14 protein-coding genes and 1 riboswitch are annotated in these 19465 nt (G+C 41.2%); of the genes, 13 read left to right on the top strand and 1 reads right to left on the bottom strand.

Annotated elements, in window-relative coordinates:
- Nucleotides 1–78: 78 nt before the first annotated feature.
- From rplK to rpoC, 6 genes are all read left to right on the top strand, one after another.
- Entirely contained in the window at nt 79–516 is a 438-nt protein-coding gene (rplK, locus tag NYP54_RS05800; RefSeq protein ID WP_308420256.1) for a 50S ribosomal protein L11, read from the top strand.
- The gene (gene rplA / locus NYP54_RS05795; protein WP_151192611.1) at nt 516–1211 is read left to right on the top strand and encodes a 50S ribosomal protein L1; all 696 of its coding nucleotides are present in this window, start codon (nt 516–518) and stop codon (nt 1209–1211) included. The genes rplK and rplA overlap by 1 nt, the downstream gene beginning before the upstream one ends.
- Before the next feature lie 241 nt (nt 1212–1452).
- Nucleotides 1453–1971, top strand: coding sequence for a 50S ribosomal protein L10 (gene rplJ / locus NYP54_RS05790; RefSeq protein ID WP_117003537.1), 519 nt, complete (start codon nt 1453–1455; stop codon nt 1969–1971).
- Nucleotides 1972–2017: 46 nt separating this feature from the next.
- A complete protein-coding gene (gene rplL / locus NYP54_RS05785; RefSeq protein ID WP_117003538.1) occupies nt 2018–2392 on the top strand; it encodes a 50S ribosomal protein L7/L12 in 375 nt (124 codons plus the stop codon).
- A gap of 176 nt (nt 2393–2568) precedes the next feature.
- Nucleotides 2569–6660: a DNA-directed RNA polymerase subunit beta gene (gene rpoB, locus NYP54_RS05780; RefSeq protein ID WP_283155737.1), complete on the top strand. Its 4092-nt coding sequence runs from the start codon at nt 2569–2571 to the stop codon at nt 6658–6660.
- Between the two features lie 86 nt (nt 6661–6746).
- Nucleotides 6747–11039, top strand: a complete 4293-nt coding sequence (gene rpoC / locus NYP54_RS05775; protein ID WP_349293314.1) for a DNA-directed RNA polymerase subunit beta' — start codon at nt 6747–6749, stop codon at nt 11037–11039.
- Nucleotides 11040–11156: 117 nt separating this feature from the next.
- Here rpoC and trpC read toward each other — a convergent pair whose 3' ends face one another.
- Nucleotides 11157–11915 carry an indole-3-glycerol phosphate synthase TrpC gene (trpC, locus tag NYP54_RS05770; protein WP_283155736.1) on the bottom strand — a complete coding sequence of 253 codons (759 nt, stop codon included), beginning with the start codon at nt 11913–11915 and terminating at the stop codon, nt 11157–11159.
- 59 nt (nt 11916–11974) lie between these two features.
- On the opposite strand from trpC, the gene NYP54_RS05765 reads away from it, so the two are divergent.
- From NYP54_RS05765 to NYP54_RS05735, 7 genes are all read left to right on the top strand, one after another.
- Entirely contained in the window at nt 11975–12850 is an 876-nt protein-coding gene (locus NYP54_RS05765; protein ID WP_283155735.1) for a glycosyltransferase, read from the top strand.
- 87 nt (nt 12851–12937) lie between these two features.
- Nucleotides 12938–13114: riboswitch (Lysine riboswitch) on the top strand.
- Nucleotides 13115–13188: 74 nt separating this feature from the next.
- Nucleotides 13189–14583 carry a lysine-sensitive aspartokinase 3 gene (lysC, locus tag NYP54_RS05760; protein WP_283155734.1) on the top strand — a complete coding sequence of 465 codons (1395 nt, stop codon included), beginning with the start codon at nt 13189–13191 and terminating at the stop codon, nt 14581–14583.
- A complete protein-coding gene (locus tag NYP54_RS05755; RefSeq protein ID WP_283155733.1) occupies nt 14580–15254 on the top strand; it encodes a dihydrodipicolinate reductase C-terminal domain-containing protein in 675 nt (224 codons plus the stop codon). Before lysC ends, NYP54_RS05755 begins: the two co-directional genes overlap by 4 nt.
- Entirely contained in the window at nt 15245–16141 is an 897-nt protein-coding gene (gene dapA / locus NYP54_RS05750; protein WP_283155732.1) for a 4-hydroxy-tetrahydrodipicolinate synthase, read from the top strand. Before NYP54_RS05755 ends, dapA begins: the two co-directional genes overlap by 10 nt.
- A 223-nt stretch (nt 16142–16364) precedes the next feature.
- Nucleotides 16365–17114, top strand: a complete 750-nt coding sequence (locus tag NYP54_RS05745) for a 2,3,4,5-tetrahydropyridine-2,6-dicarboxylate N-succinyltransferase (RefSeq protein WP_349293372.1) — start codon at nt 16365–16367, stop codon at nt 17112–17114.
- Nucleotides 17114–18322, top strand: coding sequence for a PLP-dependent decarboxylase (locus NYP54_RS05740; RefSeq protein ID WP_283155730.1), 1209 nt, complete (start codon nt 17114–17116; stop codon nt 18320–18322). The genes NYP54_RS05745 and NYP54_RS05740 overlap by 1 nt, the downstream gene beginning before the upstream one ends.
- Nucleotides 18319–19464 (top strand): succinylglutamate desuccinylase/aspartoacylase family protein, encoded by a 1146-nt coding sequence (locus NYP54_RS05735; RefSeq protein WP_283155729.1) that lies wholly within the window; start codon nt 18319–18321, stop codon nt 19462–19464. Before NYP54_RS05740 ends, NYP54_RS05735 begins: the two co-directional genes overlap by 4 nt.
- The last annotated feature ends 1 nt before the right edge of the window (nt 19465 follow it).

Here is a 19465-nt window from a genome sequence, read left to right as displayed (position 1 = left end):
GCTTGATGCTAAGCATTAAGCAAATGTAACAGGGAAGCTATTTATAAAAGAATAGCGTTATACCCAAATTAGGAGTAAATAATGGCAAAGAAAGTACAAGCTTATATTAAGCTTCAGGTAAAAGCAGGGCAAGCAAACCCTAGTCCTCCGATTGGTCCAGCATTGGGTCAGCACGGTGTGAATATTATGGAATTCTGTAAAGCATTTAACGCGCAGACACAAAAAATGGAACAGGGTTCACCAGTTCCTGTTGTGATTACTGTATATAGCGACAGAAGTTTCACTTTCACAATGAAAACGCCACCGGCTTCATTCTTGTTGAAAAAGGCTGCTAAGATTAAATCTGGTAGTTCTAAGCCTTCAAAAGAAGTGGCAGGTACGGTTAATCGTGAGCAACTAGAAGAGATTGCTAAGGCAAAAGAACCTGATTTAACAGCGGCAACTTTAGATGCTGCGGTTAGAACAATTGCAGGTAGCGCGCGTAGCATGGGTCTTAAAGTTGAGGGGGTTGAATAATGGCTAAGTTATCAAAAAGAATGAAAGCATTGTCTGAAAAAATAAACAGATTAAATGCGTATTCAGCAACTGATGCATTCAACCTTTTGAAAGAACTTTCAAAAGTTAAGTTCAAAGAATCGATCGATGTTGCAGTTAATTTAGGTGTTGATCCGCGTAAATCTGATCAAGTTGTGCGTGGCGCTTCTGTATTGCCAAATGGTACAGGTAAAACAGTTCGTGTTGCAGTTTTCACGCAAGGTGAGAATGCACTCAAGGCAACTGAAGCTGGTGCTGATATCGTTGGTATGGATGATTTGGCAGCTGAAGTTAAAAAAGGCAATATGGATTTTGACGTTGTAATCGCAACGCCTGATGCAATGCGTGTTGTTGGTCAGCTAGGTCAAATTCTTGGTCCTAAAGGTTTAATGCCGAACCCTAAAGTAGGTACGGTAACAACTGATGTTGCTCAAGCAGTTACGAATGCAAAAGCAGGTCAGGTTCGTTTCCGCGTTGATAAAGCAGGTATCGTGCATACGACTATTGGTAAAGCTGATTTTGAACCAGCAGCTTTGCAACAAAACTTAGAAACGCTTTTGGCAGATCTTAAAAAGCTTAAGCCTGCAACAGCAAAAGGCGTTTATATCAAGAAGATTACAGTATCTAGCACAATGGGTCCTGGGATTTTGCTTGACATGAGCACAATCGAGGTTTAAGATAACGAGCCTTTTTTGTGTGCCTTGGTGCGATTTTGTGCTAAGGACTTAAACAAGTTTCTTTGGGTCGCTACTTAATGTCATGTTAAGTCAGTGATGTCAAAGACCGTAGGTGTGATCGCAAGATCGCTTAATTTCCTACGCAGACGGTGCGTGTGACCTTTGAAGAGAATAAAATTTTTTATTTGGTTTCAAACATCGTATTAAATAATAACGTAGACAAAAACAAGAGGATTAGCTAATGGCGCTAAAGCTTGAAGATAAAAAAGCGATTGTGGCAGAAGTTGCCGAACAGGCATCCTTGGCATTGTCTGCAGCGGTAGCTGATTACCGTGGCTTGACTGTGAATCAAATGAGTAATTTACGTAAACAGGCTCGTGAATCAGGTGTGTACTTGAAAGTTGTTCGCAATAACTTAGCAAGAATCGCATTTAAAGGTACTGAGTTTGAGTGCATGAACGATGCACTTGTCGGTCCTTTAGTGTTGGCTTTCTCGAAAGAGGAACCAGGTGCGGCTGCTAAATTATTCAAAAACTTTATGAAAGATCATAAAGCTTTTGAAGTGAAGAACTTAGCAATGGGCGGTGAGTTGTTTGGTGCTGATAAGCTAGAAGAAATGTCTAAGCTTCCAAGCAGAAACGACGCGCTTGCGTTATTGTGCAATGTATTACTTGCACCTGTTACCAAGTTTGTGCGTACAGCTAACGAGATTCCAGCGCAAGCTGTTCGTGTATTCGCTGCTGTTGGTGATGCAAAATAAAACCACTTTTCGTTTTTGAAATTAAATTATTTAATAGGAGTATATAATGGCTATTACTAAAGAAGATATCCTAAATGCAGTTGCTGAAATGAGCGTTATGGATGTTTGTGAATTGGTTAAAATGATGGAAGAAAAATTCGGTGTTTCTGCACAAGCTGCTGTTGCAGTTGCTGCACCTGCTGCTGGTGATGCTGCCGCTGCAGAAGAAAAAACTGAATTTGACGTTGTTTTAGTTGATGCAGGTGCTAACAAAGTTGGCGCGATTAAAGCAGTTCGTGCAGCAACTGGCTTGGGTCTTAAAGAAGCAAAAGATGCTGTTGAAGGCGTGCCTTTCACGATCAAAGAAGCTGCTTCTAAAGCTGATGCTGATGCACTTAAAAAGCAGCTTGAAGAAGCTGGTGCTAAGGTTGAGCTTAAGTAATCAAACGATTATTTTAAGTTAAAAAGTAAAGGCTAACAGGTGTTTTATCTGTTGGCCTTTTCTGCTATCTAACAAATAGCATTTGTAGATGTGTCTGTAATTGCAGATAAATAAAGTTTTCCAAACTTTTGGCATGATTTAGTGGTTAAAACGAATGTAGTCAGAGGAAGTGCCTGATGTCGTACTCATACGCTGAGAAAAAAAGAATCCGTAAAGAATTTGGGAACCTTCCTAATATTCTAGATGTTCCATATTTGCTTGCTGTTCAAGTGAATTCATATAAAGAGTTTTTACAACAAGATGTGAAAGCGCAAAGCCGTAAAAATAACGGTTTAGAAGCAGCTTTTAAATCGGTGTTCCCTATAGCAAGCGTTTCAGGGTATTCCGAGCTTCACTATGTAAGCTACCGTTTAGGAGAGCCTGTTTTTGATGAGAACGAGTGTAGCATTAGAGGGGTAACCTATGCTGCTCCGTTGCGTGTGAAGCTTAGATTGGTTATCTATGATAAAGATGCACCAGTCGAAGATAAAGTGATTAAAGATGTCCGTGAGCAAGAAGTCTATATGGGCGAAATCCCATTAATGACTGATAACGGCACCTTCGTAATCAATGGTACAGAGCGTGTGGTTGTGTCACAACTTCATCGTTCGCCAGGGGTGTTTTTTGATCATGATAAAGGTAAAACCCATTCCTCAGGTAAGATATTACATTCAGCACGCGTGATCCCGTATCGTGGATCATGGTTAGACTTTGAGTTTGATCCAAAAGACTTACTTTATGTGCGTATAGATAGACGTCGTAAACTGCCATCCACTGTGTTGCTAAAGGCACTTGGCTATACAGAAGATGAGTTATTAAAGATTTTTTATGAGTCGGTTGAGTTTGCTGTCGAAGATGGCGCTATAATGATGACATTTGATCCGGATTCATTAAAAGGAACAACGGCTTCATTTGATGTGGTTGATAAAGAAGGTAAAGTGTTGGTTGCCGAAGGCAAGCGTATTACCGCAAGACATACCAAGTTGATGAAAGAGCAAGGTCTAAATAAGATCGAAGTTCCGGTTTCTTATGTTGTTGGCAAGGTGTTGTATTCGCGTATCGTTGATGAAACTTCAGGTGAAGTTTTAGCTAAAGCGAATGAAGAAATTACACCTGCGTTACTAGAGAAACTTTCAGATCGTGGTATTACAACATTCCAAACGCTTAACACGAATGATTTGGATCGTGGCGCTTATATTGCTGATACGCTGCGCAATGACGTATGTCGTGATCGTGATGATGCGTTGGTTGAAATTTATCGTATGATGCGTCCAGGTGAGCCGCCAACAAAAGATTCAGCAGAGAACCTTTTCCAAGGTCTGTTCTTCTCAGAAGATCGTTATGATTTATCGGCAGTTGGTCGCATGAAGTTTAACAATCGCTTAGGTCGTAAGACGGATAAAGGAGCGGGTGTTTTAACGAAAGAAGATATTATTGATGTGGTTAAAACATTGATTGATATTCGTGATGGTCGCGGTGATGTTGATGATATTGATCACTTAGGAAATCGCCGTATCCGTGCGGTTGGTGAGATGACTGAAAACCAATTTAGAATCGGTTTGGTTCGTGTTGAAAGATCAGTACGTGAACGCTTATCAATGGTTGATCGTGAAAGTGCGATGCCGCAAGATCTTGTTAATGCAAAACCAATTACTGCTTCGATTAAAGAATTCTTTGGTTCAGGTGCATTGTCACAGTTTATGGATCAAGATAACCCATTATCAGAAGTGACGCATAAGCGTCGTATTTCAGCATTAGGTCCAGGCGGTTTATCAAGAGATCGTGCAGGCTTTGAAGTACGTGACGTTCATACAACACATTATGGTCGTTTATGTCCGATTGAAACACCGGAAGGTCCAAACATTGGTTTGATCAACTCTTTGGCATGTTATGCGCGCACGAATCATTATGGTTTCTTAGAAGCGCCATATCGCAAGGTGATTGATGGTGTTGCCACGGATGAGATCGATTATTTATCCGCGATTGATGAGAGCAACTATGTGATCGCTCAAGCATCTGCTGCGATGGATAAAAAAGGTCGTTTAACCGATGAATTAATTCAGTGTCGTTCAAAAGGCGAAGCAATTTTTACAACCGCTGATCAAGTTCAATATATGGACGTTTCGGCAAAACAAATGGTGTCTGTTGCTGCAGCGCTTATTCCGTTCTTGGAGCATGATGATGCGAACCGTGCATTGATGGGTTCAAACATGCAACGTCAGGCTGTGCCAACGCTTAGAGCTGAGAAGCCATTAGTTGGTACGGGAATGGAGCGTATTGTAGCGCGTGACTCAGGTACATGTATTGTCGCTAAGCGTTCAGGCGTTGTTGATGTGGTTGATGGTGGTCGTATCGTTGTTTGTGCGAGTAATGACGAAATCAATGAAGGTGACTCTGTTGTTGATATTTATAACTTAACAAAGTTCCGTCGTTCAAACAAAAATACCTGTATTAACCAACGCCCAATCGTGCGTCCTGGCGATGTCGTTAAAAAAGGTGATGTATTAGCAGATGGTTCATCAACTGATATGGCAGAATTGGCTTTAGGTCAAAACCTTCTTGTAGCATTTATGCCGTGGAATGGTTTTAACTTTGAGGATTCGATTCTACTATCCGAGCGTATTGTTGAAGATGATCGTTATACTTCTATTCATATTGAAGAATTAACGTGTATTGCACGTGATACGAAATTAGGTGCTGAAGAAATTACTGCAGATATTCCAAATGTCAGCGAGCATGCGCTAAACAAACTAGATGAAGCGGGCATTATTCATATTGGCGCCAATGTCGCGCCTGGCGATGTTTTGGTTGCTAAGATCACGCCTAAGGCTGAGCAGCAATTAACACCTGAAGAAAAGCTACTACGTGCTATTTTTGGTGAGAAAGCTTCCGATGTTAAAGACAGTTCATTAAGAATGCCAACGGGTATGTATGGTACAGTCATTAACGTACAAGTGTTTACGCGTGATGGTTTAGAAAAAGATCAGCGCTCTGTTGAAATTGAAAAAGCAGAATTAGCGCGTATTCGTAAAGATTTACGTGATGAATATCGTATTGTTGAGGGTGCTGTGCGCTCTTATTTATTACAAGAGCTAAGTGGCAAGAAAGCACTTGCTGGTCCTGGTGGCATAAAACGTGGGCAAGAGATTACTAAAGAGTACTTAAAGAATCTTGAATTTGTCCAATGGCTTGATATCCGCGCGGAAGATGAAGCAACGATGGAAGCAATTACACGTTGTAAAGCACAGATTGAACAAGCGCGTAAAGACTTTGAAACAAAGTTTGAAGCAAAACGCAAGAAGCTTACCCAAGGTGATGATTTATCTCCTGGTGTTCTTAAGATTGTTAAAGTGTTTGTTGCGGTTAAGCGTCGTATCCAACCGGGTGATAAAATGGCAGGTCGTCATGGTAACAAGGGTGTTGTTTCGCGCATTCTGCCAATTGAAGATATGCCTTATCTTGAAGATGGCACACCTATGGACATCGTCTTGAATCCACTAGGGGTTCCATCACGTATGAACATCGGTCAGGTACTTGAGACGCATATGGGTATGGCAGCAAGAGCATTAGGACATAAAGTATCAGATGCACTTGAAGCAAGTCAAAAAGCGCAAGATATTCGTAAGACTTTAGAAGAGGTCTATAACACGATTGGTAATAAGAAAGTTGATTTAAGTCAGCTTGATGATGATCAAGTAATTGAAATGGCGTATAACCTAAGAGCAGGTGTACCTATTGCAACCCCGGTGTTTGATGGTGCTAAAGAGAAAGACATCAAAGATCTTCTAAAACTTTGTGGCTTAAATGAAAGCGGTCAAGCTCAGCTTTATGATGGGCGTACTGGCTTACCATTTGATCGCCATGTAACCGTTGGTTATATGTACATGTTGAAGTTAGACCATTTGGTTGATGACAAGATGCATGCGCGTTCAACAGGTTCTTATAGTTTGGTTACGCAACAGCCACTAGGTGGTAAAGCACAGTTTGGTGGTCAGCGTTTTGGTGAGATGGAGGTGTGGGCACTACAAGCTTATGGTGCTGCTTATACACTTCGTGAAATGTTGACGGTTAAATCGGATGATGTGAATGGTCGTACCAGAATGTACAAAAATATCGTTGATGGTAATTTCAAGATGGACGCAAGTCTGCCTGAATCTTTCAACGTATTGATGAAAGAAGTACGTGCATTAGGTATTGATATTGACCTTGAGTCTGATTTAGAAAACTAAACACACTTTAGTTGTCGTAATGAAACAGCTACGGGCATAGCCTGTAGCATTTTGATTTAAAACTTTGCAAAAATAGGAGTAGAGCCTTGAAAAACTTACTAGGCGGTATGAAACAGCAAGGTAAAGATTTAGAGTTTGACCGTATTCGTGTCGGTCTTGCGTCACCTGAAATGATTCACTCATGGTCATATGGTGAAGTAAAAAAACCAGAAACCATTAACTATCGTACATTCAAACCAGAAAGAGATGGTTTGTTTTGTGCTAAAATCTTTGGTCCAATCAAAGATTACGAATGTTTGTGTGGTAAATACAAGCGTTTAAAGCATCGTGGCATTATTTGTGAGAAGTGCGGTGTTGAAGTCACGCAAGCGCGTGTGCGTCGTGAGCGTATGGGGCATATTGATTTGGCTTGTCCTGTAGCGCATATTTGGTATTTGAAATCATTACCATCGCGTATTGGTTTGTTATTAGATATGACATTACGCGATATCGAGCGTATTTTATATTTTGAAGCATATGCAGTAACTGATCCTGGGATGACACCTTTTGAAAAAGGACAGTTACTCAATGAAGAAACGTATCTTGATGCATTAGAAGAGTACGGGGATGAATTTGAAGCACAAATGGGTGCTGAAGCAATTCAGAAGTTGTTGATTGACACCGATCTTAATCATGAAATTGAAACGATTCGTGAAGAGATCCCAACAACTAACTCAGAAACTAAGCTTAAGAAATTAACAAAGCGCTTGAAGTTATTAGAATCATTCCGTGAATCAGGTAATAAACCTGAATGGATGATTATGACAGTTCTACCAGTGTTACCACCGGATTTGCGCCCATTAGTACCATTAGATGGCGGACGTTTTGCAACCTCTGATTTGAATGATTTATATCGCCGTGTAATTAACCGTAACAATCGTTTAAAGCGTCTTTTAGAGCTAAATGCGCCTGATATTATCGTACGTAACGAGAAGCGTATGCTACAAGAGTCAGTTGATGCGTTATTGGATAACGGTCGCCGTGGACGTGCGGTAACCGGCTCAAATAAACGTGCCTTAAAATCATTAGCAGATATGATCAAAGGTAAACAAGGTCGTTTCCGCCAAAACCTTTTAGGTAAGCGTGTTGACTATTCTGGACGTTCAGTAATTACCGTTGGTCCGACATTGCGTTTACACCAATGTGGTTTGCCAAAAAAGATGGCATTAGAGTTATTTAAGCCGTTTATCTATTCAAAGCTTGAGCATTATGAGCATGCGACAACGATTAAAGCTGCTAAGAAAATGGTTGAGCGTGAAGAAGCCGTTGTTTGGGATATCTTAGAAGAAGTGATCCGCGAGCATCCAGTGCTTCTTAACCGTGCACCAACACTGCATAGATTAGGTATTCAAGCATTTGAACCAACTTTGATTGAAGGTAAAGCAATTCAATTGCACCCACTAGTCTGTACGGCATTTAACGCTGACTTTGACGGGGATCAGATGGCGGTTCACGTACCATTGACGATTGAAGCGCAGCTTGAAGCGCGCGTGTTGATGATGTCAACCAATAATATCTTATCCCCAGCAAGTGGCTCGCCTGTGATCGCGCCAACGCAGGATATCGTTCTAGGTCTTTATTATGTGACGCGTGAAAAGGTTAATGCTAAAGGTGAAGGTAAATTATTTGCTGATTTATTACACGTTCAACGTGCTTATGATGCAGGTGTTGTTGATATTCATGCAAAAATCAAAGTACGTTTGGATCACAAGGTTTTACTTGAGTCTGGTGAATATATTGATGAGAAAGGTATTGTTGAAACAACGGTTGGACGTGCTTTATTATCAAGCATCCTACCAGAGGGCTTACCGTTTTCATTGATTAACCAACCATTGACTAAGAAAACCGTTGGTAAGATTATCGATCAGTGCTATCGCCGTTTAGGTACTAAAGCTACGGTGATTTTCGCTGACCAATTAATGTATGCCGGCTATAAGTATTCAACAAAATCAGGTATTTCAATCGGTATTAACGACATGATTATTCCTGATGCAAAAGTCGGTATTTTGGCTGAAGCTGAAGGTCAGGTTAAAGAAATTTCTGAGCAATATGCAAGTGGTTTGGTTACTGCAGGTGAGCGTTACAACAAAGTAATTGATATTTGGTCACGTGCTAACGAGAAAGTTGCCAAATCAATGATGGAAGTGATTGCAAAAGAAAAAGTTGCTGATAACTCAGGTAATGAAATCGAGCAAGAGTCATTTAACTCAGTATATATGATGGCTGATTCAGGTGCGCGGGGTTCTGCAGCACAGATCAGACAGCTTGCAGGTATGCGTGGTTTGATGGCAAAACCAGATGGCTCGATTATTGAGACGCCAATTACGGCAAACTTCCGTGAAGGTCTATCGGTTTTACAATACTTTACCTCAACGCATGGTGCTCGTAAGGGTCTTGCTGATACAGCGTTAAAGACAGCTAACTCAGGTTACTTAACACGTCGTCTTGTTGACGTGGCACAGGATCTTGTAATTATTGAAGATGACTGTGGTACACAAAAAGGGGTAACGGTTTCTGCCTTGATTGAAGGTGGAGATGTGGTTGTACCTTTGGGTGAACGTCTACTAGGTCGTGTCAATGCTGAAGATATCTATAAACCAGGTGAAGATGAGATCTTGGTTGAAGCAGGCACATTACTTGATGAGAAAGTCGTTGAGTTGATTGAGAAAAATGGTGTTGACCAAGTGATCATCCGTTCATCGATTACCTGTGAAACACGCCGTGGCTTATGTGCTAAATGTTATGGTCGTGACCTTGCGCGTGGACATTTGGTTAATATGGGTGAGTCAGTTGGTGTTGTCGCAGCACAATCGATTGGTGAGCCGGGTACACAGTTAACGATGCGTACGTTCCACATTGGTGGTGCGGCGTCGCAGGATACTGCTGAAAACAACGTTCAGATCAAAAATGGCGGACGTATTAAGTTTAATAATATTAAAACTGTTAAAAACCGCGAAGGTAACCACGTAGTTGTTTCGCGTTCAGGTGAAATTAGTATTATTGATAAGTTTGGACGTGAGCGCGAGAAGTACAAAGTGCCATACGGTGCTGAATTACCAGTAAACGATGATGCACAAGTCAAAGCGGGTGCCGTTGTTGCAACATGGGATCCGCATACACATCCAGTGGTCGCTGAGGTGGCAGGGCACATTAACTTCGTTGACTTTATTGATGGTGTGACGATGAAGCACCAAGCAGATGAAATGACAGGACTTTCTAGTATTGTTATTACCTCTGACTCGCAAAAAAGTGGTAATAGAGACATCAAACCATTGGTGCGCTTGATTGATGAGGTCGGTGAAGAGTTGTGCTTCCCGAATACTAATATTCCAGCAAGCTACTTTATGCCAGTCGGAGCGATTTTGAATATCGAAAATGGCACCAAGATCGAAGTCGGTGACGTTATCGCACGTATTCCACAAGAAGGCTCTAAAAACAAAGATATTACCGGGGGTCTACCACGCGTTGCAGACTTGTTTGAAGCGCGTCGCCCTAAAGACGCTGCAATCATGGCAGAGACTTCAGGTATTGTTAGCTTTGGTAAAGAGACAAAAGGCAAACGCCGCTTGATCATTTCACCAGAAGATATGGATCCGATTGAAATTATGATCCCTAAATGGCGTCATATTAACGTATTTGAAGGTGAGCATGTTTCTAAGGGTGAAATCATTTCTGACGGACCATTAGATCCTCATGAAATCTTACGTTTGAAAGGCGTGCATGAGCTTGCTGATTACATTATTAATGAAATCCAAGAAGTTTATCGCTTACAAGGTGTCGGTATTAACGATAAGCATATCGAGACGGTTATTCGTCAGATGTTGCGTAAGGTTAATATCTTAGGCGCGGGTGACAGTAAGTTCGTTGATGGTGAGCCAGTTGAATTGGTTCAAGTCTTGGAAGAGAATGAGAAGCTACGTGCTGAAGGCAAGTTAGAAGCGATTTATGAGCCGATTTTACTGGGTATCACAAAGGCCTCATTGTCTACAGAGTCGTTCCTGTCAGCGGCGTCTTTCCAAGAAACGACGCGCGTACTAACAGAAGCTTCAGTCAGTGGACAAGAAGATCAATTGCGTGGCTTAAAAGAAAACGTATTGATTGGACGCTTGATTCCATCTGGTACGGGGCTTGCACATCACCAAGAGCGTAAGCGTAAGCACTTACAAGAGCAAGAAGCATTAGAAACAGGTCCATCGATGGATGAGCTTGAAATGGCGTTAAGTGCGGCATTAAATGCAGATGCTGAAGAAAATAGTGTTGATCTTGAAGATCTATTTGTTATTGGTGATGACGATCTTGATGAAAACAAAAGACAAGATGATGAGGACTATGACGAGTAGTCATTGATTTTCTGAAACTAAATATAACTTGAAGCCCCGTTGGGAATATCCCGACGGGGCTTTTTTGTTTATATCCACGTAAAAATGGTTTGCGATGGGTATTGATTAAATTGATGACTATGGCGTTGTTGTGTTTATCGCTTCCTGCAAAAACGCCACCTTATCATTAGCACGCATTAAAGCTGTTCCTGCTAAAACGCCGTCATAGGTGCAGCCAAAATGATGGAGGTCTTGAGGGGTTTTGGCACCTGATAGACTCAATAGCGTAATATCTTTCGGAGTTATTTTTTGTAAGCGTGCGATATTATTGGTGTCCATTTCAAGGGTATCTAGATTGCGATTGTTAACACCGATTAATTTGGCATTACAGGCTAAAGCTGTTTCTGTTTCTTTCTCATCAAACACTTCAACTAATGCAGTCATATTGAGTGATTCAACACATTGGATAAGTGTTTGTAAACGTACTTTGTCTAAGCAGCGCACGATCAAAAGACAGGCGTCAGCTCCTTTAAGACGCGCTTGATAGATTTGCTTTTCATCGATAATGAAGTCTTTGCATAATATTGGGATGGTGACCACATCACGCACTTTGCGAATGTCTTCGAAACTCCCACCGAAAAAAGGTTGATCAGTCAAGATGGATAACGCACAAGCGCCACCGGCTTGATAGGCTTTAGCAATTGTAACTGGGTCATAATTTGGGTCAATCACCCCTTCAGAAGGTGATTTGGATTTAAGCTCAGCAATAATTGCAGGCTTATGCGCTTTTATGGCTTGTAAAAAATCATATTTTGCAGGAAGTAATGCTGCAGCGGTTAGATCGGGGAGTTGCTTAAGCTCTTGACGTTTTGATTCGATAATTTTTTGTAAAATCACGTTATGTCCTTATTACTTTATGTGTACACTATTAAAAAATAAAAATGTTGAAATGTGTTATGAAATTATCAGGATTTACCTTTTTACGCAATGCCGAAGAGCTATGCTTTCCTTATATTCAATCGATTCAGTCTATTTTGCCAATCTGTGATGAGTTTGTAATTGCCTTGGGGCAATCGCAAGATAATAGTCCCGAGGTTTTGCAGCAGTTAGCAAAAGAGCATCCAAAGATTAAAATTATCGAAACAGTATGGAATGAGCATATGCAGGTCAAAGGTTATACCTATGCTCAACAAAAAATGATTGCCCAGTTCGCCTGTACTGGGGATTGGCTTTTTTATTTAGAAGGTGATGAGATCGTGCATGAAAATGATCTTCAGATGATTCAAGAGGCGTTGCATCGCTATAAAGATAACCAAGAAGTTGAAGCCTTAGCATTCCATTATTACCATTTTTATGGCAACACTAATACGTATCTTTCATCACCGACTTGGTATCGTTATGCGCCAAGAATCATTAAGGCAAGTGTTAGAAGTTATGCACCTGATGGCTTGTATTGGTTGGTTCTTGATCCTAAGAAGTCCAATCGTATCGCACGTTACCCAAAGGCGAAATTACTCGATAACTATATTTATCATTATGGATGGGTGCGGCCTGAGGCGGCAATGAGTAAGAAAATCAGCCAAGTGAATAAGCATTGGGGTAAGTCTGAAGGTTTTGACTCAAAATATAGTGATATTGATCATCAGATCTTGGTGGAGTTTAAGGGTGCACATCCAAAGGTTATTGAGGGCTTTTTTGTCAAAGAAGAAGGGTTGTTCAAAGCCAATCCAAATCATGTTCTAACCAAAAAAGAAAAACGCCAACGTTTTAAAATGAAGCTTGAGAAATTATTCGGTTTGGACTTAAGTCGCAAGTATTTCAAAAAAATCTAGCATAAAAGTTTTGACAGCTGTAAAAGGCAAACGTTATAGTAAAAAAGTCGCGTTACCGCGATAGTAAATAAATTTAAAGAATTTAAAAATAAAAGAAGAGGTGCGCAAGCTACAGCGCTTTTGTGAAGATCATAACATCTAGCGATCAACAGCAATAGAGCAAGCGCCGAAAGTAATGATGTGTTATGGCTGAATTACTTGGGTCTGTTGCTAAAAGGCAGCAGGACTGTCACGTCAACAAAGACGTGGGGCGCTTCGGTTGTATTTGTATTTTTGTCAAACACATGAGTCAAATTTTGCAAAAGCCGTAACCCCGTGTCGATAAATGGAGAAGCTTTATGCAAAACCCTTTTGTCGTCGCGAAGTTTGGAGGCACAAGTGTCGCTAATCTAAACGCGATCTGCCAATGCGCAGAAATTATCAAGTCTTCGCCAAGTGTGCGTGTTGTTGTCGTTAGTGCACAATCAGGGATAACCAATCTCTTGGTAAAGTTGGCGCATCATGTAAAATCTGCACATGAGATTAGAGATATTGTCGATGAGATTAAGACCATTATATTGCCAATTGTTGAAGCGATTAATTGTGCTCATTTGCACAGCGATATAAAACAGCGTATAGATGATCTTGTGTTTTTGGCGCAAATGGGTGTGCGTCTGAATACCAAAGAGCTAAGTGATGAGATATTATCATGTGGTGAGCGGATCTCAGCGCAACTTGTCGCGGCAATTTTCAGACAGAATAAGATTAATGCACAGTATTTTAATGTGCAAACCGTGATGAAGACCAATAGTAATTTCTCTCAAGCAAAGCCCAATTTAGATGAGATTAAAGCGCAAGTAACGACACATATGTTGCCGTTGCTATTTGCGGATCAAGTGCTCATCTGTGAAGGTTTTATTGGTATGGATGCAAAGGGCAAAACAACGACCTTAGGTCGAGGCGGGAGTGATTATAGTGCAGCCCTTTTGGCACAAGCTTTACAGGCAAAGTCGGTGAAAATCTGGACGGATGTTGCGGGTATTTATGAAGCTGATCCGCGCACTATCCCTCAGGCGCGAGCGATTGAGAGTTTAAGCTTTAATGAGGCAGCAGAGCTTGCTACCTTTGGTGCTAAAGTTTTGCATCCGGCAACCTTATGGCCGGCAATAAGTAGCAATATTGATGTATTTGTGGGCTCTACATTTTCGCCTAAAATGGGCGGTACTTGGATTACTGCCAAGGGTAATAGCTTAAAGGAGCCACCGCAAATTCGCGCGATTGCTGAGCGTAAAAACCAGCTTTTAATGACACTCAAAAGCTTTGATATGTTTCATGCACAGGGTTTTTTAGCCAAAGTATTTAGTATTTTAGCCAAACACAATATATCTGTTGATTTAGTAACGACAAGTGAAGTAAGTATTGCTTTAACCTTGGATCATATAGGTAGCCAGTCAATCGCTGAAAGCCTATTAACCGAAGCGCTATTGGATGAGCTACAATCCATCGGTAATCTTGAGATTAGTGTTGAGCATAACTTATCATTGATTGCAGTGGTGGGTAATCGATTACATCAGCACAAAGGAATAAGTGCTAAGCTCTTTGCTGCCCTTGAAAGTTATAATGTTCGCCTTTTCAGCCACGGCGCAAGCGGGCATAATATCTGCCTGTTAGTAGCAGCAGAAGATGCAAAAGGTGTAATGTTGGATATTTATATGTCTCTCTTTAGTGAATCAACTAAGGAGCATGTGCAATGAAAGTAGCAATAATCGGTCGAGGTAAAACGGGTAAAGCCGTACTTGATCTTTTAAAAGAAGATGAGATAAGTGATGTATTTGACTCACAAAACTTAGTGACTGTCGAAAAACTCAATAAGGCAACGGTGGCAATTATTTTTGTTAGCGCTGATATCTTAAGACAAATATTACCGGTGCTTTTGCAAAGCAAAGTGTCTGTCATTTGTGGAACCACAGGATTTCATTATGATGAAACTTTAATACAACGCATCAAACAATCAGGGCAAACTTGGGTTGTAGCGAATAACTTTAGTTTGTCGATGGTACTGATAAAAGAGATGCTAAACACCTTAGGTAATCTGCAAAACTTAGTGACAAATAGTCACTTTCACTTAACAGAAACACATCACACGCAAAAGCTTGATGCACCCAGTGGTACTGCCGTGTCATGGCAATCATGGCTTAATGTGAAAGACTGCCCTATTGAATCTATTCGTAAAGAGGATGTAAAGGGTGAGCATGTATTAAAGGTGGAAAACCCTTATGAAACCATTGAATTAAAGCATGTGGCGCATGATCGCAAGCTTTTTGCTGAGGGTGCCGTATGGAGCGCGCGCTTTGTGTGTGAAAATAAATTAAATGCTGGGTTTTACCAGTTTGATGAATTAGTAAGAGGTGTGTCATGGCAATAAATATTAACAACAATACCTACACAGCAGTGGTCACACCAATGTTTGAAAGTGGAGAGATTGATCTGGTGAGTTTTGAGCGACTGCTACGCAAACAAGAAGCAGCTGATTGTGGTGTGTTGATTTTAGGTAGCACGGGTGAGGCTTTAGCATTAAGTTATGAAGAGCAATGTCAAGTGGTGATGTTCGCTTGTGGCTTAGGGCTTAAAGTTCCCTTACTTGTTGGCGTGGGCGGTTATCAATTAGCAGAGCAGCTTAAGTGGGTTGAGTTTTGTAACGCTCAAGCAGTGGATGGCTTTTTGATGGTCACGCCGATTTATGCCAAGCCTGGCACTCAGGGGCAAATTGCTTGGTTTAGTGCATTATTAGACAAAGCACAAAAGCCATGTATGTTATATAACGTGCCATCAAGAACGGGAGTGAATCTTTGTTTTGATGCTTTTTCTGCGCTTAAAAATCATCCGAATTTATGGGCATTGAAAGAAGCTTCAGGTGATATCTCACGCTTTAAATGTTATGTACAAATAGCGCCACACGTTAATGTATACAGTGGCGAGGATGCGATGATGCCGGAGCTTGCCAAAGTCGGTGGCAAAGGCTTGGTGTCAGTGGTTTCCAATTTATGGCCAAAAGAAGCCAAAGCCTATGTTGAAACTTCGTTACGTTTTGAGGCAGATGAGGCCTTAAGCCGTTTGTGGCAAGATGCAACTGCTGCGTGCTTTAGTGTCGCAAATCCCATTCCGGCAAAAGCGTGGCTTGCACATACGGGTGTTATTGATAGTAATACTTTGCGCTTGCCGTTGATTGCTCAAGAGCTAACAAGTATTGAGCGTTTGCAACAAGCTGATGCCGAGATTCAAAGCTATTATGAGCATATTTATGTCAGTTAAATGTAATGAATAAATAATCGGAGTTATACACTTTAGAAAAAACTATGATTTTATAAACACCCCGTCAGCCTACGGCTGCCACCCCTCTTGCAAAGAGGGGAATTAGGCGACGGTGATTTTATATTCCCCTCTTTGCAAGAGGGGTGCCGAGCTTGCGAGGCGGGGTGTTGAAATAGAAAAAAGTCTGTAACTCCAGCAAATAAATATAAAAGGAGTATAAATGATGAGTTGGGAGAAAACCCTACAAGATTTACAAACAGGTAAACTACGTTCAGCAGAGCGCCAAGAAAATGGTCAATGGCAAGCGAACATTGCGGTTAAAGAAGCAATTTTAGAGGCATTTAAAGCAGGTCAAAATACGGATTTTACTGAAAGCTACCAAGGCTTTGTCGATAAGCATAACTTAGTGCCAAGACGTTTTACTGTTGCCGATGGCGTACGTATGGTGCCAGGTGGCTCAGCTGTAAGAACCGGTGCTTATATTGCGCCATCGGTAATCATTATGCCGCCTGCATATGTTAACACCGGTGCGTATGTCGATGAGGGTACAATGATCGATAGCCATGCACTAGTGGGTTCTTGCGCACAGATTGGTAAGCATGTGCATTTATCAGCAGGTGTGCAAATCGGCGGTGTACTTGAACCAATCGGTATGAATCCTGTCGTGATTGAAGATCATGTGTTTGTTGGTGCGGGAGCCGTCATTGTTGAAGGGATTGTTGTTAAAAGACGCGCGGTTATTGCGCCATCGGTAGTGTTGTCACGTGGCGTTAGCGTGTATGACTGCGTTAATGAGCGCACTCTTGACAAAGGTGAAGCCATTCCAGAAGGTGCTGTTGTTGTACCGGGCAGCAGACCACTGGCGCAAGCTTGGGCAAAGGCGCAAGGTTTGCAAGCGGCATGCCCCATTATTGTTAAATATCGTGATGATAAAAGTGATCATGCGCTTAGTTTGGAGGAGGCATTGCGTTAATGGTTGATACCTTACACCACCATCAAGCATTAGTTGATTTAACTAAAGAGATTGATGCGCCTTTTTTTTTCTATGACCTAGATGCTTTACAATCCCATATAAAGACGTTACAAACATTACCTGTAACCCTTTGGTATGCGCTTAAAGCCAATCCTTTGTCAGCAATTATTAGCACTTTAGATGATGAGGGAATGCGTTTTGATGTGGCGAGTGTTGGTGAGCTCAATCAGGTGCTAAAGCAAGGTGTTAATCCTCAAAATATCTTGCACACAGGACCCGCTAAGTCGTATGAACAGTTAGGCTATTTTATTGATCAAGGTGTTAGGCGATTTGTCATTGAAAGTACGCAACAATTGCAAGATGTGCAGAGTATTGCCAATGAAAAGAAAACTTATATTGACGTATTGTTACGCGTACAATTGCAATGGCATGATGGCGAAAAAAATGTCTTAGGTGGTGAGTGTGTCACACCATTTGGCTTGTCACCCAATGACTGGGTGACTTATTCAAAGAACAATGATCTTGATTGCCCTTATCTTAATATATTAGGTTTTCATTGTTTTCAATGGGGTAATATCCTCTGTATAGACAAGCTTGAGAGAATCTGGTTTACGATTGCTCATACATTAGATGAATTAGCAGAAACCATGGGCATTGATTTGCGTGTATTAGATTTAGGTGGTGGTTTAGGGGTTGATTATCAACATAAAGGACAAGAGCTAGGCTTAGCTGAAATTAACGCATTGATTCTAAAACTTAAAAGCCATTATCCACAAACAGATATTTGGCTAGAGCTTGGGCGCTATGCCGTTGCCAAGTGTGGAGTTTATGTTACTGAAGTAGTCGATCGCAAATCAGTTTATGAGCGTGACATGTTAATATTAGAAGGTGGCAGTCAACATCTAATGCGCCCAACACTGACATCACAGGCATTTCCTGTGAGTCTTCTAAGAGAAAGTAGTGCCCAGCTATCTAAGATGCATTTGCATGGTGCGTTATGTACTAGTTTGGATTATTTAGGGGAAGTGCAACTGCCAAGTGATACTAAGGCACAAGATCATATTATCTTTCACTATACCGGTGCTTATGGCTTTACTGAGAGCATGCCATTTTTTTTGTGTCATATGCTGCCAGCGGAGGTGACATATAATAAAGGGCAAATTAAGATACTAAGAAAAGCTGAAGCAGCGGGAGTCTGGCTTAAATGAGAGAAATGAAAGAAACTAAAGAAGCTAAAGAAATGAGAAGTTATATCACAAAGTCGTTGCTTGAAGTGGGGCAAAATGCCTCAGGAGAGGCAATCACAGTTGCGAAATATAGGATTAAAGGTCAAGATGACAATGCTAAGAAAGTTTATATTCAAGCAAGCATGCATGCCTCAGAGATTCAGGGTAATGCCGTGATTATAAATTTACTTAAGCACTTTCATGAAGAACAACCGCAAGGTGATGTTACGATTATCCCACAGTGTAACCCCTTTGGACGTGACATGCTTATTGGTGCTGGACATCAGGGGCGTTTTGATGCAACCAATGGTGACAATTGGAACCGCTATTATTTTAAGCCTGAGATAGATTATAAGTCATTTGCCAAAGATCATCTTAAAAGCGCCCAAGCAGAATATGCTAAGGCACTGCGAAATGAGATTAGCGCGCAAATGACAGCAGCGCTTAATAATGACTTTGGGTTGTCACGCGCACGACGTTTGAACTACACCATGCAACTAGAGGCATTACAGGCTGATATTATTTTGGATTTGCATACGGACTCATTGGCGATTGATTATCTATATAGCCCGCAATATGCTAAAAATAGTGCCGAAGCGCTTGGGTTTGAGCATGTATTATTGATTGAGAATAAATGTAATGGCTCATTAGATGAAGCAGGATTTTATCCGTGGTGGAGTGTGCAAAAGGCATTTACTCAATTAGGTAGAAATGAGCCTGTATTGGTTGATAGTTTCACCCTTGAGTTGGGTTCAGAAGAGTTGATTGATCATAATAAAGCGCAGGTTCAATCTAATCGAATATTAAACTATCTAGCGACACAGCAAGTAATAGCTGCAAATAAAGCATACAAAGAAGCGTGTGCTAAACATATTGGCTTTTATGATGAGGATTCTTTCCAAGCAGTTTACGCGCAATCTGGTGGCTTATATGAGTGGTTTGTTGCGGCAGGCGATACCTTTGATGCAGGTCAGGTAATAGGTCGATGTTTGCAAATGGTGCATGCCAAGGAGTGTGAGATAAGCTACCCATTTGCCGGACTTGTAATAAGTGTTCACAGTAAGGGTGCGTTACAAAAAGGCAGTCATTTGCTGAATGTGCTTGTTGATAAATCACAGAGTTAAC

Origin of the sequence: Cysteiniphilum sp. QT6929 (assembly GCF_030035755.1) — a bacterium.
Taxonomy (GTDB): domain Bacteria; phylum Pseudomonadota; class Gammaproteobacteria; order Francisellales; family Francisellaceae; genus Caedibacter; species Caedibacter litoralis.
This window is presented reverse-complemented; position numbering and strand designations above follow the sequence as displayed.

Coding starts and splice junctions, on each gene's coding strand:
- rplA (WP_151192611.1), top strand. CDS start 516: ATGGCTAAGTTATCAAAAAGAATGAAAGCATTGTCTGAAAAAATAAAC.
- rplJ (WP_117003537.1), top strand. CDS start 1,453: ATGGCGCTAAAGCTTGAAGATAAAAAAGCGATTGTGGCAGAAGTTGCC.
- rplL (WP_117003538.1), top strand. CDS start 2,018: ATGGCTATTACTAAAGAAGATATCCTAAATGCAGTTGCTGAAATGAGC.
- rpoB (WP_283155737.1), top strand. CDS start 2,569: ATGTCGTACTCATACGCTGAGAAAAAAAGAATCCGTAAAGAATTTGGG.
- NYP54_RS05765 (WP_283155735.1), top strand. CDS start 11,975: ATGAAATTATCAGGATTTACCTTTTTACGCAATGCCGAAGAGCTATGC.
- lysC (WP_283155734.1), top strand. CDS start 13,189: ATGCAAAACCCTTTTGTCGTCGCGAAGTTTGGAGGCACAAGTGTCGCT.
- NYP54_RS05755 (WP_283155733.1), top strand. CDS start 14,580: ATGAAAGTAGCAATAATCGGTCGAGGTAAAACGGGTAAAGCCGTACTT.
- dapA (WP_283155732.1), top strand. CDS start 15,245: ATGGCAATAAATATTAACAACAATACCTACACAGCAGTGGTCACACCA.
- NYP54_RS05745 (WP_349293372.1), top strand. CDS start 16,365: ATGAGTTGGGAGAAAACCCTACAAGATTTACAAACAGGTAAACTACGT.
- NYP54_RS05740 (WP_283155730.1), top strand. CDS start 17,114: ATGGTTGATACCTTACACCACCATCAAGCATTAGTTGATTTAACTAAA.
- NYP54_RS05735 (WP_283155729.1), top strand. CDS start 18,319: ATGAGAGAAATGAAAGAAACTAAAGAAGCTAAAGAAATGAGAAGTTAT.